This is a genomic window from Pseudoalteromonas sp. R3 (genome assembly GCF_004014715.1).
GTDB lineage: Bacteria > Pseudomonadota > Gammaproteobacteria > Enterobacterales > Alteromonadaceae > Pseudoalteromonas.
Map to the genome: position 1 here is coordinate 4,011,792 of NZ_CP034835.1, position 15,383 is coordinate 4,027,174.

14 protein-coding genes are annotated in these 15,383 nt (G+C 48.2%); 3 read left to right on the forward strand and 11 right to left on the reverse strand.

All coding sequences use genetic code 11. The features are described 5' to 3' along the window. Positions 1-323: 323 nt before the first annotated feature. Positions 324-1,244: a manganese-dependent inorganic pyrophosphatase gene (locus tag ELR70_RS22665; RefSeq protein WP_054014823.1), complete on the forward strand. Its 921-nt coding sequence runs from the start codon at positions 324-326 to the stop codon at positions 1,242-1,244. A gap of 60 nt (positions 1,245-1,304) precedes the next feature. Here the strand turns inward: ELR70_RS22665 and ELR70_RS22670 are convergent, their stop codons facing one another. The 5 genes from ELR70_RS22670 to ELR70_RS22690 form a co-directional block, all read right to left on the reverse strand. After that, complete coding sequence (locus ELR70_RS22670; RefSeq protein ID WP_054014824.1) at positions 1,305-2,207, reverse strand: DMT family transporter; 903 nt, start codon at positions 2,205-2,207, stop codon at positions 1,305-1,307. Positions 2,208-2,221: 14 nt separating this feature from the next. Beyond that, positions 2,222-3,616, reverse strand: a complete 1,395-nt coding sequence (locus tag ELR70_RS22675) for an amidase (protein WP_054014825.1) — start codon at positions 3,614-3,616, stop codon at positions 2,222-2,224. Positions 3,617-3,629: 13 nt separating this feature from the next. After that, the gene (locus ELR70_RS22680; protein WP_054014826.1) at positions 3,630-4,595 is read right to left on the reverse strand and encodes a hypothetical protein; all 966 of its coding nucleotides are present in this window, start codon (positions 4,593-4,595) and stop codon (positions 3,630-3,632) included. 103 nt (positions 4,596-4,698) lie between these two features. Then, entirely contained in the window at positions 4,699-5,634 is a 936-nt protein-coding gene (locus tag ELR70_RS22685) for an NADP-dependent oxidoreductase (protein WP_054014827.1), read from the reverse strand. Between the two features lie 125 nt (positions 5,635-5,759). Next, positions 5,760-6,446 (reverse strand): thermostable hemolysin, encoded by a 687-nt coding sequence (locus tag ELR70_RS22690; protein WP_054014828.1) that lies wholly within the window; start codon positions 6,444-6,446, stop codon positions 5,760-5,762. 265 nt (positions 6,447-6,711) lie between these two features. Between ELR70_RS22690 and ELR70_RS22695 the strand changes: the two genes are divergently transcribed. Beyond that, positions 6,712-7,359 carry an acyl-homoserine-lactone synthase gene (locus tag ELR70_RS22695; RefSeq protein WP_054014829.1) on the forward strand — a complete coding sequence of 216 codons (648 nt, stop codon included), beginning with the start codon at positions 6,712-6,714 and terminating at the stop codon, positions 7,357-7,359. Positions 7,360-7,509: 150 nt separating this feature from the next. Further along, on the forward strand, positions 7,510-8,244 hold the full coding sequence (locus ELR70_RS22700; RefSeq protein ID WP_054014830.1) for a LuxR family transcriptional regulator: 735 nt from the start codon (positions 7,510-7,512) through the stop codon (positions 8,242-8,244). Positions 8,245-8,574: 330 nt separating this feature from the next. On the opposite strand, the gene ELR70_RS22705 is transcribed toward ELR70_RS22700, so the two are convergent. From ELR70_RS22705 to ELR70_RS22730, 6 genes are all read right to left on the reverse strand, one after another. Further along, positions 8,575-9,879: a hypothetical protein gene (locus tag ELR70_RS22705; RefSeq protein ID WP_054014831.1), complete on the reverse strand. Its 1,305-nt coding sequence runs from the start codon at positions 9,877-9,879 to the stop codon at positions 8,575-8,577. 65 nt (positions 9,880-9,944) lie between these two features. Then, positions 9,945-10,784: an EamA family transporter gene (locus tag ELR70_RS22710; RefSeq protein ID WP_128064726.1), complete on the reverse strand. Its 840-nt coding sequence runs from the start codon at positions 10,782-10,784 to the stop codon at positions 9,945-9,947. 46 nt (positions 10,785-10,830) lie between these two features. Continuing rightward, a complete protein-coding gene (locus ELR70_RS22715; protein WP_128064727.1) occupies positions 10,831-12,333 on the reverse strand; it encodes an alcohol dehydrogenase catalytic domain-containing protein in 1,503 nt (500 codons plus the stop codon). Further along, entirely contained in the window at positions 12,297-12,638 is a 342-nt protein-coding gene (locus ELR70_RS22720; RefSeq protein ID WP_128064728.1) for an alpha/beta fold hydrolase, read from the reverse strand. The genes ELR70_RS22715 and ELR70_RS22720 overlap by 37 nt, the downstream gene beginning before the upstream one ends. Beyond that, positions 12,625-13,875: a condensation domain-containing protein gene (locus ELR70_RS22725; protein ID WP_054014834.1), complete on the reverse strand. Its 1,251-nt coding sequence runs from the start codon at positions 13,873-13,875 to the stop codon at positions 12,625-12,627. Before ELR70_RS22725 ends, ELR70_RS22720 begins: the two co-directional genes overlap by 14 nt. A gap of 2 nt (positions 13,876-13,877) precedes the next feature. Beyond that, complete coding sequence (locus tag ELR70_RS22730; RefSeq protein ID WP_054014835.1) at positions 13,878-15,341, reverse strand: FAD-dependent monooxygenase; 1,464 nt, start codon at positions 15,339-15,341, stop codon at positions 13,878-13,880. Positions 15,342-15,383: the final 42 nt, after the last annotated feature.

The window sequence follows — 15,383 nt, forward strand, 5'->3', positions numbered from 1 at the left end:
TTAGGATAATCAATTATCTGGGTCATGTGTGTTCACCCGAAATGAGTAAACACACAAAGCAGCTTACGCTCATTTAGCGCGGCGGTACCACAGTTCAGCTAACTTACCATCCCGTTTAGTTGCACTCAAAACAGGCAAACCAAACTCATCGAAAAGAAAATGCTCTTCAACATTGCCTGCTCCTTTTCTTATCCAAACGCCATTGTCATGATGCGTTTCATAAGATGACACGACATGAAAAAGCTGCGATTAGCCCCGCTTATGCTGTTTTCTTGTGGTTAATTTTTGCTAGAATGGCGACAAATTTTTTTGGAGAACCGTCAATGGCAATGTATGTAGTGGGACATAAGATCCCTGACTCAGATTCAATTTGTGGTGCAATTGCACTGGCTTACCTGAAGAACCAGATCGGTGAAGAAGCAATCCCAACACGTTTGGGCGATATCTCTCCTGAGACTCAGTTTATTCTGGACCGCTTTGGCTTTGAAGCGCCGGAGTTAAAACTAAGCTATGCGGGTGAAGAAGTCTATATCGTTGACCATACCGAAAAGACTCAAGCACCGGATGACATCGATGAAGCAACCGTTGTAGGTGTAGTAGATCACCATAAACTGGGCGACCTGACTACCTCAACGCCGCTTGAATGCTGGATCCGTCCGGTTGGCTGTAGTAACACCATCATCAAAATGATGTATGACTTCTACGGCGTTGAAATCCCACAAGGGATCGCAGGTCTGATGATGTGTGCAATCCTAAGCGATACTGTGATCTTTAAGTCACCGACTTGTACGACAGCAGACATTAAATGTGTTGAAGCGCTGGCTGAAATTGCAGGCGTAGAAGACTTTAAAGCACTGGGCATGGACATGTTCAAAGTAAAATCAGCGGTTGAAGGTACACCAGCACGCGATCTGGTTATGCGTGACTTTAAAGACTTCAACATGAATGGCAACCTGGTTGGTATTGGCCAGCTGGAAGTGATTGACCTGTCTGTATTTGATGACATCAAAGCCGACCTGGAAGCTGACATTGCTAAGCTGAAAGAAGAAGGCGGCCGTCACTCAGTATTACTGCTGCTGACCGATATCATGAAAGAAGGCTCACAAATGCTGATCGCATCTGATGACGAAAGCATTGTAGAAAAAGCCTACCAGGTCACCCCTGAAAATAGCCGGGTATGGCTGGATGGCGTACTGAGCCGTAAAAAGCAGGTCGTTCCGCCACTACAGGATGCGTTTGCATAATCCGCATTACTGTCGGTAACCCTAAATTAAGCCCTGATAATATCAGGGCTTTTTTGTGGTTTAGCTGTTATGTACCACTGACGGCGCCTCTTGTGACGCACTGCCGCGTTTGCCCTGATACTGATAAACAAAAATCGCAAACATGATAATCACCAGACTCACCAGGATCCGAGAGTCAAATGCCTGATCCGTCACCAGATAAGACAGTAATACCCCAACTGTTGGTACCAGGTAATTGCTGAACGAAGCAAATGCAGGTCCTTTACTCATGATCAATTGCATAAACAGAATATAGACCACACCACCACAGAACACGCCGAGATAACCGCTGGCAAGCATCGCATCAACACTTATCTGTGTGACATTAAGATCCGCAAACAACATCGCTAACGGTAGCAATTGCAATGCGGAGAGCGCGATAACGTCACGGGCAACTACAACCGGATGCAAATGCTCAAGCTTTTTCACCAGAATTAAGCTCAGCGCAAAACTCAGTGCTGCAATAAAGATGGCCGCGGCACCGACAAACTGGGATGCTGATTGCGCCTGAAGCTGAGGTAAAAACAGATAAAGCAAACCGGCAAAGCCTATTAATCCGCACAGGATGCCTTTGACGCTAAAATCGCTGTCCTTGAGTAACAAAGGCGCCAGCAAAATCGTCAGTAACGGGTTCATGCCTGTGATGACAGCAGCGTGAGACGCCGCCGTCGTTTGCTGACCCCAGGCAACCAGCAAAAAGGGTAAGGTGGCTTCCAGCAATCCAATCACAAACAGTAATCGCCAGTGACCTGGCTCACGCTTCAAGCCCAGAAAGTAACAAGCAACAATCAGCACCAGTGCGCCAATGGTAGAGCGCAATGCTGCGATCCACAAAGCAGGCATGCTCTCAAGGGCAATGGCGTTAAAAATATACTGAGACCCCCACAGAAAACCACACGCCACCAACATAACTATATATTTCATTAAACACTCCTTTTTTAATTGGCTGCACCTGATTGAGAAAAGGCACGCTCCAGTACCGATGCAACCGCCAGCACCTGATGCTCACACCACAACTGCCCAACCACCTGTACTCCAATTGGCAAACCGTTATTATCTTTTCCAATACAAACAGTTGCAACAGGTTGGCCACTTAAGCTGTAAGCCATGGTAAAGGTGTAATTGTCAATCTGGTTTACTGAGTGTCCGTGGGCTTGCGCCGTTGTGGCACTGACCGGGCACAAAGTGATTGGATAACGCTGGCTAAAGGCCTGCATGGCAAAATTGTATTGATCCCACTCACGCAGCCGGCCGCGTAATTCAGTGACCGTCAGCTGACAAGACGATGCAGACTCCAAAAAGGCCTCAAACAAGGGAGACAATGCTTTGCTACCCAATAATTTCGCCCCCTGATACCAGCTTTGCCCGCCATCAGCGCCAAACGCAATCATCTCCAGAGCCAGCGACTTAACTTTATTCAGACATGCCGGCGCCTCATTGGTCACTGAGCCCACAAACGGAGCCAGTGTATCGACGGCACGTCGCAATGCCTGCGCGATCTCCGGCTGAACTTCGCACCAGCCATTGTTTTCATACCAGGCCACATCCAGCGTCGAGATATCACAGCGCTGGTAATCCTGTACGGGCACAGGCATGGTGTTCGGATCAATGCCATCTGGCCCGGCAATGATCTCCAACAGTAAAGCCACGTCATCAATATAGCGACCCATAGGGCCATAAGATGCTGATCTTACGTGCAGACTGGCCCCTTCCATGGGCACCCGTCCGGTTTGTGGTAAACGACCTTGTGTGACTTTTAGCCCGGCAATGCCCACCATGCTGGCTGGTACACGAACACTGCCCATAGAATCTGAACCGAGTCCGGCTGGCGAACATCCCGATGCAATAGCAGCCGCTTCACCCCCACTGCTGCCACCGGGTGATAGTTGCGAGTCAAGTGGATGATTGGTTCGGCCATAGACCAGGTTATCGGTCTCGAACGCCATCAGTAATTCAGGCACATTGGTAATGCCCAGAATAATGGCTCCTTGCGCTTTGACCCGCGCAACTATAGTGGCATCTTCTTCGGCCACAAACCCTGTCAGCCCCTCCGTCCCCATGGTGCAGGGGAAACCGGCGACCTTACACATGTCTTTGACTGTCATGGGCACACCATGCAGGCGGCCCAATGGTGCGCCACTACGTACCTTTTCGTCCGCGGCTTGCGCCTGTGCAATCAGGTCTTCAACCCGGGCCACCTGAACAATGGCATTCACTTCGCCATTATGTTTTGAAATCATATCCAGATAATGACGCACCAGCGCTTCACTTGATAGCGCACCAGACGCTATCAAGTCAGCCTGAGTGCGCAATGATAAAGTTGCAATATCCACTCAGACCTCCGGCTTACTTGGCAATTAGTGGCTGGTCATACTGGATCTTCTCCAGACCATTAATAGGGAACATGATTTGGTCGTGGATCACAATGCCGGGTGGTTGCGTGCTTTCGAACACACTGCCATCTTTGTCAATAACCGTTGCAGGTGCTGCGGTAATGAAGGAAGAGGCACCTGTGATAGACGCATTCGGGTGATAACTGATGATCAGATACAGCAGTGAGCTACCATCCTCAGTAGGCAGTAGCGGACAGCCGTTAATTTCTTTTTCATAACGCGCATTACCACGCTTGTCGGTGATAAATACATTCGGCAGCCCACCGAAAGGCTGTACCACTAACTCGCCTGCCCGATCCCAGACCGCCAGCATCGAGTACATTGAGTTGGGGAACAAGTGTTTGAACCTGGCTACAGTTTTTGCCGAATTATCGTTATAACACTGGAACTTGTAACGACCACGCGCTTTAGACCATGAGCCTAAGGTGATCTCTTCTTTCGGCCCGTCAAAAAATGGCACAGGGTTCGAGTGCTCTGGTAAACGACGCTCGATGTAGCCATGATTACCGATCAGGTCGACATAGGTTGGCTTATCCATAATGGGGCGATTTTTAAGTCTGGGATCGGCGTCTGGCATATCAAGAAAACTCTGTAACCAGGCTACATTGATAGGATCCGTCGTTGAAGCAAGAATGGTATCTGACTCGCAGTTCTCGGCACTCAATGGTTTGGCGTCCAGCGCACCCGGCGTTGGATCGTATTCGCCAACAAACTGAAAAGACAAGTCGTTGAGGCTATCGTAAGCCGCCGGGAATTCGAATAATTTACGTCCACAGTAGTTATTTACCCCCGTGGTTAAATGACCTTTTACGGTGCGTTTGGCAATAATTTGTTTATCGTGTTCACTCTGCTGGGCTTGTGTTTGAGGTGCAACATACAATCCGGTGGCACACAGCAGTCCGATGATCAGTTTGTTCATGGTTTTGTTCCTTTTATCCTATTGGGCTAACAGCGTATCTGCGGCTCCAAAATCTACTGGCGCTTGCCAGGACGAGCGTGAGCCGCAATATTGAACTGAAAAATTAGATGCTAATGACAATCTTGCCGCGCACATGCTCGGTTTCTGATAAGGCATGGGCTTCGCCAATGCTTGTAAAAGGCATTTCAACAATTTCCGGAAGCTTGATTTCCCCGTTATCAATTAATGCCCCAATTTCACTAAGCTGACCGCCGTTTGGCATTACCAATACGCGCTCGTGTGCGAAGTCATATCGGGCTGGTAACTCGTGTGTTTTAAGTGTTGAAATATATTTGCCAGTTGCTTTTACTGTGTCGTAAATACCCGCAACATCGTTGTCGACAATATCAAAGACCACATCAAACTGACCCAGATCTTGCAGATAGTCCGGTGTATTGTAGTCAACCACTTGATCTGCGCCTAAGGTACGCAAGTAATCATGATTCTTTGCTGATGCAACCGCCGTAACGGTGGCACCCAGACGCTTTGCAAACTGCACAGCGAAGCTGCCAACACCGCCGCTGGCACCATGAATAAGGATCGATGTCTCAGAATCGATATCAGCCAATTGATTGATCGCCTGCCAGGCGGTCAAAGAGGTAAGCGGGACAGATGCTGCTTGTGCAAAATCCAACTTCTGTGGTTTTTTTGCAAGCAAAGCAGCATTCACACTGATAAACTGTGCATAAGCACCGTCTTTGGTCAGATCGCCGAATGCATACACCGGCTCGCCAACCTGAAAATCCGTCACGTTCTCGCCGACTTTAGCAATAGTCCCGGCAACGTCCCAACCCAGAATCAAAGGCAACTGATGAAGCTCTTCTTCTGCCAACCAGCCTTCGCGGACTTTCCAGTCAACCGGATTAACACTGGTATATGCCACTTCTATCAGTACGTCGTCCTCAGCAACGTTGGGCAGTGCGACCTGCTCTTCAAGCAGTTTACTCTGCCCACCGTATTCGTGAATTCTGAGGGCCTTCATAGTCGTGATGTTCGTCATATTTGCTCCTGATTAAATGTAATGAATCAACCAGTCATATGCTAATACGACGCTGTTTTTGCGCACCTGTCCAGGCAGTCAGGTTTGCTCAGATAGGCCACTTGGTGGCGTTCAGGCTGCACCTTTCAGGCAGCCACTTCCAAATGATTCAGCACTTTACCATGCTCATTCAATCTCAACTCAGCGACCTGGTATTTGCCAAATAATAAAGGCAAGGTACTTTGCAAACTGGCAGCCAGGTCAACTAACAATACTTTGGGATTATGTTCATAGTAGCGCCCCCAGGTCGATTGCTGCTGTGGTGGTAACATCTCGACGCTGGCCCGCGCTACTTCATGAAAATAAAACCCCAGCCGGCCAATCATTTTTTCAACGATGGGGGTAACAGTCACTAAGGTATATTTCTGACCTTTTGACCACATAATATAAGGTAAGGACTCCAGTAGTTTGAGCGCACCACCTCGTCCCTTAAAAGACGAGAATGCACCAATCTCACAAATTTCCTGACGAGACAGCTCTATGCCTAATGTATCGAGCACATGGGTTTCAATGTTATCTCCTTCTATATATTGCTCCGAGAATAAGGCTTTGTTTGCTGCATAGGTAATCCCATAGGCCGCCAAATACTCTTCACAGCCATTGGCGCTCTTTTTCAGTGAGACGAACTCGTCAACCTTAGGCTCAATAATGGCCTCGTGAACCAGTTCATAGTGACTCGCGACCAGCTGTTTAAGAATAGAAAAACAGGATGAGTCAGGGTTTATGGTATTAATCGTGGACAGTGTTTTTGTACAGTTTTCAATTGCAGTCATGATATTTCCTTTGTGCTAGTTTTTGATTACCTGTCCACTGTACTGCCCTATCCCCATTACAGACACAACGCAATATTTCGTTTCATTTCATACAATTACAATTAACGCTTGTATATTTCAGAGCCTTTCACTGTCCAACAGTACAGCTGCCCATTGGATCGGTTATGCGATTTTCAGCGCTCCCTATAATGGGTCGTATTGAAGCAACACGGCTTAACAAAAAACGTAGTAATGCGAAACGGCTTAATTAAAAAGGAACTGAACCATGACTAAGGCAATCTCAATCATCGAAAACAACTGGCAGGTACTGGTAACACGTGCATCAAACAAACTTATCGACTGCTTTAAACTCAGACACAGTGTTTTCTCTGAAGAACTGCGCTGGGTAAAAACAGAACAAAGTAAAATGGAAATCGATAAGTACGACTTTGCCAGCACTCATGTCATGGCCTATCAGGAAGATACTGTGAAAGGTTACATGCGTATCACTCCTGAGCATTCGCCCTGGCTGCTGAATGATACATTTAGCTTTCTGATTGAAGATAAAAACTATCAGTTTGAGAAAAACAGTGCAGAAGTAACACGTCTTGCTGTAGACATCATTTCCAGAGATGCCAAGGTAAAAGACACCTTTACAGTGTGTGACCTGCTGATAAAAGGATTACTGGCACATGCACAGCAAAATAATATTCAATACTGGTATATCGTTGTTTCAAGACAGATTTTGTCACTACTAAAGCGTAAAGGCCTGCCATGTGAAATACTGGGAAAAACGGTGACTATGCCAGATGGAGTGAGAACCGTTGCAGCCAAAATTGATGTACGCCAGTTTATTTCTGCCTGTAACCAATTTTATCTGACAAATACCGCACCAGAACCTGCAGAAAATATATCTTATCTGCAAGCTGCATAAAATATATTTAAAAAGCCGGAGCTTGGTTACCATCCGTTCCAGTAACCAAGCTGTACCCGGGACAAAAACTTCACAAATTAACACTTGACTAACCATGCACTCACCATAGAATAAAAATTCTCATTAAAACGTAACTATGGTGTGCTTAATATGATTGATAAGGATAAATTGATCCAAACACTGGATTTTGTCGATAGCTGTGTAAAATCGGAAAATGACAGTACTTCAGTAAATAACTTATTTAATAAACTAGACAAACTCATTCCCATCAAATCCGCGATTTTGGCCATTGATGTACAAAATCAATTCCAACTTACAAGTCCCTCTCAACTATTTTCCTACAACTTGAGCAATGAGTGGCAGGATATCTACTTTCAACGTAAGTTCTATCAACAAGATCCTGTTCTTAATGCGCTTTCTCAAAGCAACCAGGTGGTTGACTGGCAAAGTGCGTTTCAGTTCTCTCCAGCGAAAGAGCAATACTCCAGTGATTTTCAGTTTTTATCTCAGAAATATGTGGGGAGTCACGGCTTATCTATTGTTGTCAACAACCACAGTGGCTCTACCTTACTGTCTATTTCGACCGAGGCCATAACCAATAAAGCAGACGCGCATATCTTGTCTTACATCGCGCCGCACTTTCACGAACTGTTTTCACGCGATGGTGAAAACACACGACGAAAAATTGGCATGCCGCAACTATCCAAGCGTGAACTTGAAGTCTTGCAATGGGCCAAAGAGGGTAAGAACAATGGTGATATTGCTATCATCCTCAGTATATCCGAGCGTACAGTCAAGTTTCATTTGTCTAATATATTCACTAAGTTGAACGTGGTGAACCGTTCTCAGGCGATAGCTAAAGGTATGAGTTTCGGGATTATCTAAGGCAGTACCTTAAAAAGTAAAAAACATATTCTGTTACAAATAATATATCCACAAAATAAACAAACCTATTTAAGTGGATATATTATTTCAAGATGATAGTTAGAATAATACTAGCTTTTATTGAAGATAATAGAAAAATACCATTCACAACAACAATTCGACATTCAGCAGTTACAACAAAGACGATAAAAATATCATATACCAAATATTGAAATTAATCATGAACCATCATGGTGCATTATTTACACTTGATTCACGAAATAACCTATGAGTGGTATTGTTGTATTTATTCACACAGATACAGAAATACAATACCCTGTAGTCGTGCTATTAAGCTGCCATTGCCTGTTCATCAGGTTCAGGTTCCGCTATTTGCCAATTTTCAATAGCGATTTCACAACTATTCCCTTTGAGGACTTCAACATGGCTAAAATTAATACGCAATGCGCCCTGCCTGTAGGCACAGGGCTCAAAGACATCCAGACCCAGAGCTTTTGCAGCATCATTTAACTGCTTTTTAGCACGGCACAGTTTGACATTAAACTGAGTTTCATTGTCGCCAATCATACGATGCAATAGCTCACGCTCAACCCACCCCGTTAGCAAAGGATCGACTTTTTCACCCGCTTCCCAGGCTTTCATCGCTTGCTCATGATATTCACGCACCAATAACAGCAAGATATAGTGATGTACCCGCTCGCCCAGATCCACGCTCTGCGAGTCGCGCTTGAGCAGCAAACGCACATGCCAGTCGTTGTCACTGACCTCAAAGCGCAGTGAGACAGGAGCATCGTTTCTTATTGTCGGCGTCACTTGCACTTTCGCAGTTCCAGCTATGGGAGCTGGTGTTACTTGCAGCGCTTCTTGCTCGACAAATGCTTCATCACCACCAAATAAGCGTAGACAGATATATTTTTCGAGCAACGCTAGGTCAAAAAATCGCTGATAGTCACCATAGCTTTCCAGCACAGAGCCTACTGCCAGAGCGCATCGCTCTCGATTAAAAAAGTGAGCACTCACCTGCAAGTAGTTGCAACCGTGCTCTATTGCACGCAGAGCATTATCATGAGCGTCAATATTTGAAGAATAAAAGATAAATTCCGTACTCAGCTCATAGGCCAACGCCTTGGGTGCGAGCCACAGCATAAAATTCTCAACCCCGGCAGGGCGAAACCCACCCAGGCAATCTTCAAATGCGATCCGATCGCAGCCAATCAGGTCGCAGACTCGCAATGCCTTTTTGAGCTCCTGGCTGCCAATACGATATGCCTCTTGCAATACCAGCCTGAAGCGAAACACTTTATGTGTCAGTGCCGACTCCAGTGTATCGATCAGATCAGCGACTCGCGCTTTGCTTGCCAGTAATTCAGGCTCAACACGCACATAACATAACCGAGGCAAGTCAGCACCGCCTTCCTCTAACATCTGTTGCAGCTGTGCCACTGTCATCGTGCTCCAGACATCGTCCATACAGGCATCAGCCCCAGACCAGACGATGTCCGCAAAATTTGCCTGTTTACTCAGAGCCAGCAGCTCAGCCGCAACCGGCTGCTCCACACGCTCAACAAAGCCCTGAAATGTGGCGGGATACAGCTGTCTGTTCCAATTTTCCACGTGTTTTCGAACGGTTCCCATTTGTTGCTCTCCTTTTAATCCCTCATAATCTCGACGGTAAACAGAACCACATCGTTAACTGCTGACTAGACGGCGTGCTGTGCCTGCGCACGCTGAGCCAACACAAAGTACACCGCAATACCACCCCAGATAAATGCCAGTCCCAGCCACTGACCTGCCATCACGACTTCTTTAAACAGGAGCACCGCAATCAACAACATCAGTGTCGGATTAAGGTACTGAGACAGAGACACAAATGCGCTGCTGAGGTGTTTCACAGAAAAGTTATAAAGTAACAAAGGCAATGTGGTTACCACACCCAGAATGCACAGTTTCACTATGTCGCCCTGCTGCAACTGATGGGATAAACCGCTACCCGACGCAGTATAATGAGACCACGCCAAATACAATAGAGCGGGTAATGCAGCACACACATGCTCCGCCGCCAGAACCACTACCGCAGGTTCGCGCAAGTAGCGTCTGAGCACCACATACAGTGCAAACGTTAAGGCGATAACCAGCCCCTGCCAGGGTAGCGCAGCATAAGCTTGCATCTTGATGTACAACATCACGCCACACAGGCACAAGGTCAGACACACATATTCTTTGAGCTGAAGCCCTTCACGATTAACCAGCTTAAGTAATAGTAAAGTCAGGACCGGTGCCAGGTAGTATCCCAGACTGGCACTGTTGAGCTGCTCACTGCTAATGCTGCTGATCACCAGCAGCCAGTTGCTGGCAATAAGCATGGCACTGAGAGCGATTAACTTAAACCGGCCACGCAGCAACGCAAGCAACGCGCTTTGCTGCCCCATCAGCGTTACTAACACCAGACACATCACGGTCGCCAGGACAATTCTCAGGCTCAGTAAATCAAACAGGGCAATGTGTGTCAGCTGATGAAAAAAATCGCTGCTGACGCCCACAACAGGTAGGCAAGTAAATTACTTGCCTGCGCGGTTTTAGTGCGCCTCAACATGGCTGCGCACTCACTTGCTGAAATAGTACAAAATCCTGGCCACTGGCCACACTCAGCCTGTCACCATTTCCCACTCGCAGAGGCCCGACCTGAAGCGTGCCCTCATTACTGAGTATGGCGGCCACCCGAGTAATATCACGACGACAGTCCGCCAGCAGCTCCTGTACTGAACAACGCGGCAGCTGCTCCATCAGCAGGTTAATTGGTACCAGACTGTGTAAACTCAAACCTCGCCCATAAAGTGCCCTGGTCGGGAACTCCCGGTGATAATGGAAGGTGAAGAAATCCCCATCATGGCAGCACAGTGGCAACAGCAGCTGCGGATCAATCACAGGCTCCAGTTCTATCACAGTGGTAAAGGCTCCCTGTAAGGCATCTTCTTCCAGCTGCACTGTGGTGACAGTCTCAATCCCAGCAACCTGGCTCTGGATAAGCGTCTGCTTTTGCAGTTTATTATCTACTAACAAGCTCACCTGATAGCCAGCTTCTAGCAAGGCATCTGCAACCAGGGTGGTCGACAACCGATCGCGGCCCACCAGCAAAACCCGTCCCTGCTGAACATGTTTGAGTTTTTGCCGTATCAGCCAGGCTTTGCTGTACGGGTAAATAAGGTTACCCAGCAACTTATCATCAAGTTTCTCAGGTGCTTTAATCACATGCTGTTCACTCACCAGCACAAAGTCCGCCAGCGCGCCCAGCCGCTGGCTTTCTGCCAGCAAACACCCAAACACTCGCTCGCCAATTTTTAGCGAACTCTGACTATCTGCCACATGAACCACTTCGCCGATAAACTGACTCAGCGGTACCAGAGCACTTTGCGACAACAGCTGGGGATATTCACCCGCTAAAATGCGCTGGTCCAGCTCCGAGAAACCACATCCGGTCACCTTCACCAGCACTTGTCCGGCAGCCACCACAGGACGTGCTACAACCTGCTGATGCAAGGTCTGATCCTCGCTGTTTAACCGGCTTATTCGCATGACCTTATCATTCAGGCTTCGCTCCAAAAAAGCGCTCAGTGCACGGTTAAACTGCTGGGCATCCTCAACATGGGGACAATGATGACAACCCGTAAAAGTGTGGGCCTGAAACTGTGCAATTTGCTGCTCCAGGTCCGTGACATACTCGCAGTGAATGAAAGGATCTGCCTCACCTGTGATGGCCAGTGACGGGATCTGAGCTTGCTGTAACAACGCAACTTCATCGCATATTGGCCCGCTCTGCAGACCTGCCAGGATCCCTTCGCGCACACCGGGCTGAGTCAGTTCAACACTGTGCGACACTTTCAGCCACTGTGCCAAAGAAACTTGCTCTTTATTGACGAACAGACCACACACCTGCTCAACATCCTCATCGCTCAATTCAGAGCGAAAAATACGCCCCTGAGATGGCTCTTCTTTAAACGCTTGCGCAGCAGTATCGGCTGAAAATGGTGGTGCGCCTACCAGTACGACGCCTTTCACCTGAGGTAAGTGAGGCAAAGCATCCAGTGCCACGTGTCCCCCAGGCTGTGGCCAATGATGACACATTCATCCAGCTGCAATGCACCGATGAAATCACGTAATTGAGTCACACATCCGGCAAAGCTGTAAGCATCACTCTGATGTGCAGCAGACGACTCACCATGGCCAAGAAAATCCACAGCCAGACAATGAAAATGCGCACCGAAGTAGTTCATCTGGGCGTCAAACGCCGCCGCTTGCGAAGAGTTCCCATGCAAAAATATCAAAGTGGGGCCACGTCCGGTCGACTCCAGATAACTGATGGTGCCCTGGGAGGTGGTGAGTCTAGCTCGCTTCATGATAAATCTCCTGATATTGTTCGATAAACGCGCTCACCTGACGACTAAACAGCGCATTAATTTGCTGTGCCATCGCCGTTGACATCAGAGGCTCACAGTAAGTGAAGACACAGTTCAACCTGTGCCCTGAGGTTGCCAGGTGACATGCAATCCCAACGTTTCCGGCATTGCGATTGGCAAAATTGGCATACTCCCGAACAACCACGCCGTGTCGGGCGGTATCAAACTGCACCACACCATGGTTGGTCATGGCAAAATCACAGCCAAAGCGTGACGGGTTGTCCGCACTCTGGCGTAACCGGAGCAAAGATTGCTCATCCATTGGCGGCACATAGCCAAGCTCAGCATCAATCGTTTGTGCTAACTGCTGATCAAATTGACGAGCAAAAGTTGGCCAGTTCGTGCTGCCAGGCATATCCAAAGCACTGACGGCAATCAAACACCCAAGTGCAGAAGAGGCGCTTTTTACTGAGGTACGCTGCCTGAGTGAGATAGCCATTAACAGGCGTAACTTGCCTGTGCTGTGCACCTGTTTAATGGCCTGAGTCAAAATGTATGTCAGGACCGTATTGAGCGCACTGTCACTGTGTTTGGCAATGGCTTTCAGTGCAACCAAAGCGTCTTGTTCAATGGTTTGTCGGCAAAACCGGGTGTGTCGCTGGGCCGGTTTTGCCTGGGTGACAACGGGCCACCCCATGTGGGATGGCAGGGTCGCAGCAGTACCTCGCGCCCGCTCCAGCTGAGATTCAATCGCCGGTGCAAGTTCACTGCGCTCGCTATGTGTCAGGTTGTGATAACAATGCAGCAACTGGTCAAGCAGGTAGGCCAGACTGTGACCATCTACCAATGCATGGTGACAAGTCAGGGCAATGTGGCTTATCGCCGTATCCTGCTGCTGGATAAGCAGAACAGAGCACAATTGCCGCTGCGGCTGTAATGGCGTGTTCAACACCGCCTGGATCAACGACTCCAGAGCCTTGTCATGTGCAACTTCCGCCAAATCTAGCTCGTGCAGCTGCCCAACTGCAGGCGCCTCTGTAAAAGCATCCTGCTGATTATTCAGTGTCAACATCAGTGCCGGATTAAGCTGTAACCAGCGTGTCATCGCTTTAGCCAGCCTTGTCTCGTCGAGCTGTTGTCCAAGTGTCAGTAAAGACGTTGTCTGAGCATTCCCCTGCACATCGTGCAGAGTTGCCATTTTTCGCTCTAAAGTGCCAAGTGCTCTTATTTCATTCATGATCAGGCACTCTCAGCCAGTAACAGTGTGTCATTTAAAAAACGGCTGCACTGTATTTCATTGCCACTGAAGGCAATGATCTTATCGGGCCGGACCAGTACACACTCGGCCTCAGGATCAAATTGATGTGCCACTGTGTCTCGTTGACATACCTGGATCCGAGCCTGTTCACCTGAATACGCCACTTGTTGAGCCAAACGCTCCGCGCATGCAGCATCACTGGCAAACAAGGTGTATCCAGTGCCCTGGTGCCGATAACCTTGCAGATCAAGGGGTAAATAAATACGGCCTACACCTTTGACTGACTCAGTTGCAGCATAATCAAGCTGATAACCAGCCGCCGCCTGAACAAATTGGCGAATAAAGGGACGATTTTTCTGTTTGGGCGTAAATAGCGCTTCGTCATCTGCCGAGTGCCGGTCAAGACGCGCGATCAGCGAGGTATTTTTATCAGTCAGGCGCAGTAACGATTTGGCGTTCTGGCGGCGCTCTGTGTCATAGCTATCTAACAGCACGTCTGGCGCTTCGCCTTTAGCTACCTGAGCCAACTTCCAGGCCAGATTATACGCATCTCCAATGCCTGTATTCATACCAAAACCACCGATCGGGCTGAACAAGTGACAGGCGTCGCCGCAGATAAACACATTGCCACGTCTGAACTGGCTGGTTTCACGATTATAAAAGGGGGCTGAGGAAATCCAGCTGGGTTCGAAAATCTCCAGATCAGGATCAAGGCGCCGTAAATAGGCCTGGATCAGGTCAAAGTCGATGGTCTGCTTAGGGTCAAACGCCCCGGAAACCTTAATAACAATTCGGTGATAGCCCTCGGTCAGTGGCAGCAAAATAAAGAACCCATCTTCGCTGACCATGTAATAGCTCTGACTGGTGTCACGGTTCCAGCGCACCTTCACATCCGCCAGAACAAAATGCATATCATAATCGTACCCACTGAAGGGTAATTTGAGTAACTCCCGGGTACGACTGCGCGCGCCATCACAGCCAACCACATAATCATAGGTATCTTTATATACTTGGCCATCTCGGGACAGCGTCACCTGTACCTGAGCACCCTGCTGCTGCAAATCGACCAGCGCCGTGCCACGTTCCACCTCACAGCCCATTTCGGCCATACGCGCCTGCAATGCTGCTTCGGTATCTGGTTGTGGCAGCATCAAAAAGTACGCAAAGCGACTGTTCAGTTGTTTAAAGTCCAGCTTAAACAAACGCTGACCTTCATAAATTAAGTTTACACTCTGGTTTTGTTTGCCACGTGCAAGCAACTGCTCCGTCACGCCCAAATCATCCAGAATATCTAACGAAGCCGGGTTCACACTCAGCGCTTTAGAACCGGACCCGGCAGCCACACGTGAATCAATCACGGTTGCATCAACGCCTAAACGTTTGAGTTGTAGCGCCAGCACCATGCCTGTTGGTCCGGCCCCTACAATTAAGACTTGCTTAACCATTACACATACTCTTTTGTTGAGGGGCACCCAAACCTGGGTGCC

Excerpts from the sequence above, each read along its gene's own strand:
- ELR70_RS22720 (WP_128064728.1), bottom strand. The coding sequence starts at position 12,638 with ATGAAGCGAGCTAGACTCACCACCTCCCAGGGCACCATCAGTTATCTG.
- ELR70_RS22730 (WP_054014835.1), bottom strand. The coding sequence starts at position 15,341 with ATGGTTAAGCAAGTCTTAATTGTAGGGGCCGGACCAACAGGCATGGTG.
- ELR70_RS22700 (WP_054014830.1), top strand. The coding sequence starts at position 7,510 with ATGATTGATAAGGATAAATTGATCCAAACACTGGATTTTGTCGATAGC.
- ELR70_RS22695 (WP_054014829.1), top strand. The coding sequence starts at position 6,712 with ATGACTAAGGCAATCTCAATCATCGAAAACAACTGGCAGGTACTGGTA.
- ELR70_RS22670 (WP_054014824.1), bottom strand. The coding sequence starts at position 2,207 with ATGAAATATATAGTTATGTTGGTGGCGTGTGGTTTTCTGTGGGGGTCT.
- ELR70_RS22680 (WP_054014826.1), bottom strand. The coding sequence starts at position 4,595 with ATGAACAAACTGATCATCGGACTGCTGTGTGCCACCGGATTGTATGTT.
- ELR70_RS22685 (WP_054014827.1), bottom strand. The coding sequence starts at position 5,634 with ATGACGAACATCACGACTATGAAGGCCCTCAGAATTCACGAATACGGT.
- ELR70_RS22690 (WP_054014828.1), bottom strand. The coding sequence starts at position 6,446 with ATGACTGCAATTGAAAACTGTACAAAAACACTGTCCACGATTAATACC.
- ELR70_RS22725 (WP_054014834.1), bottom strand. The coding sequence starts at position 13,875 with ATGAATGAAATAAGAGCACTTGGCACTTTAGAGCGAAAAATGGCAACT.
- ELR70_RS22665 (WP_054014823.1), top strand. The coding sequence starts at position 324 with ATGGCAATGTATGTAGTGGGACATAAGATCCCTGACTCAGATTCAATT.
- ELR70_RS22705 (WP_054014831.1), bottom strand. The coding sequence starts at position 9,879 with ATGGGAACCGTTCGAAAACACGTGGAAAATTGGAACAGACAGCTGTAT.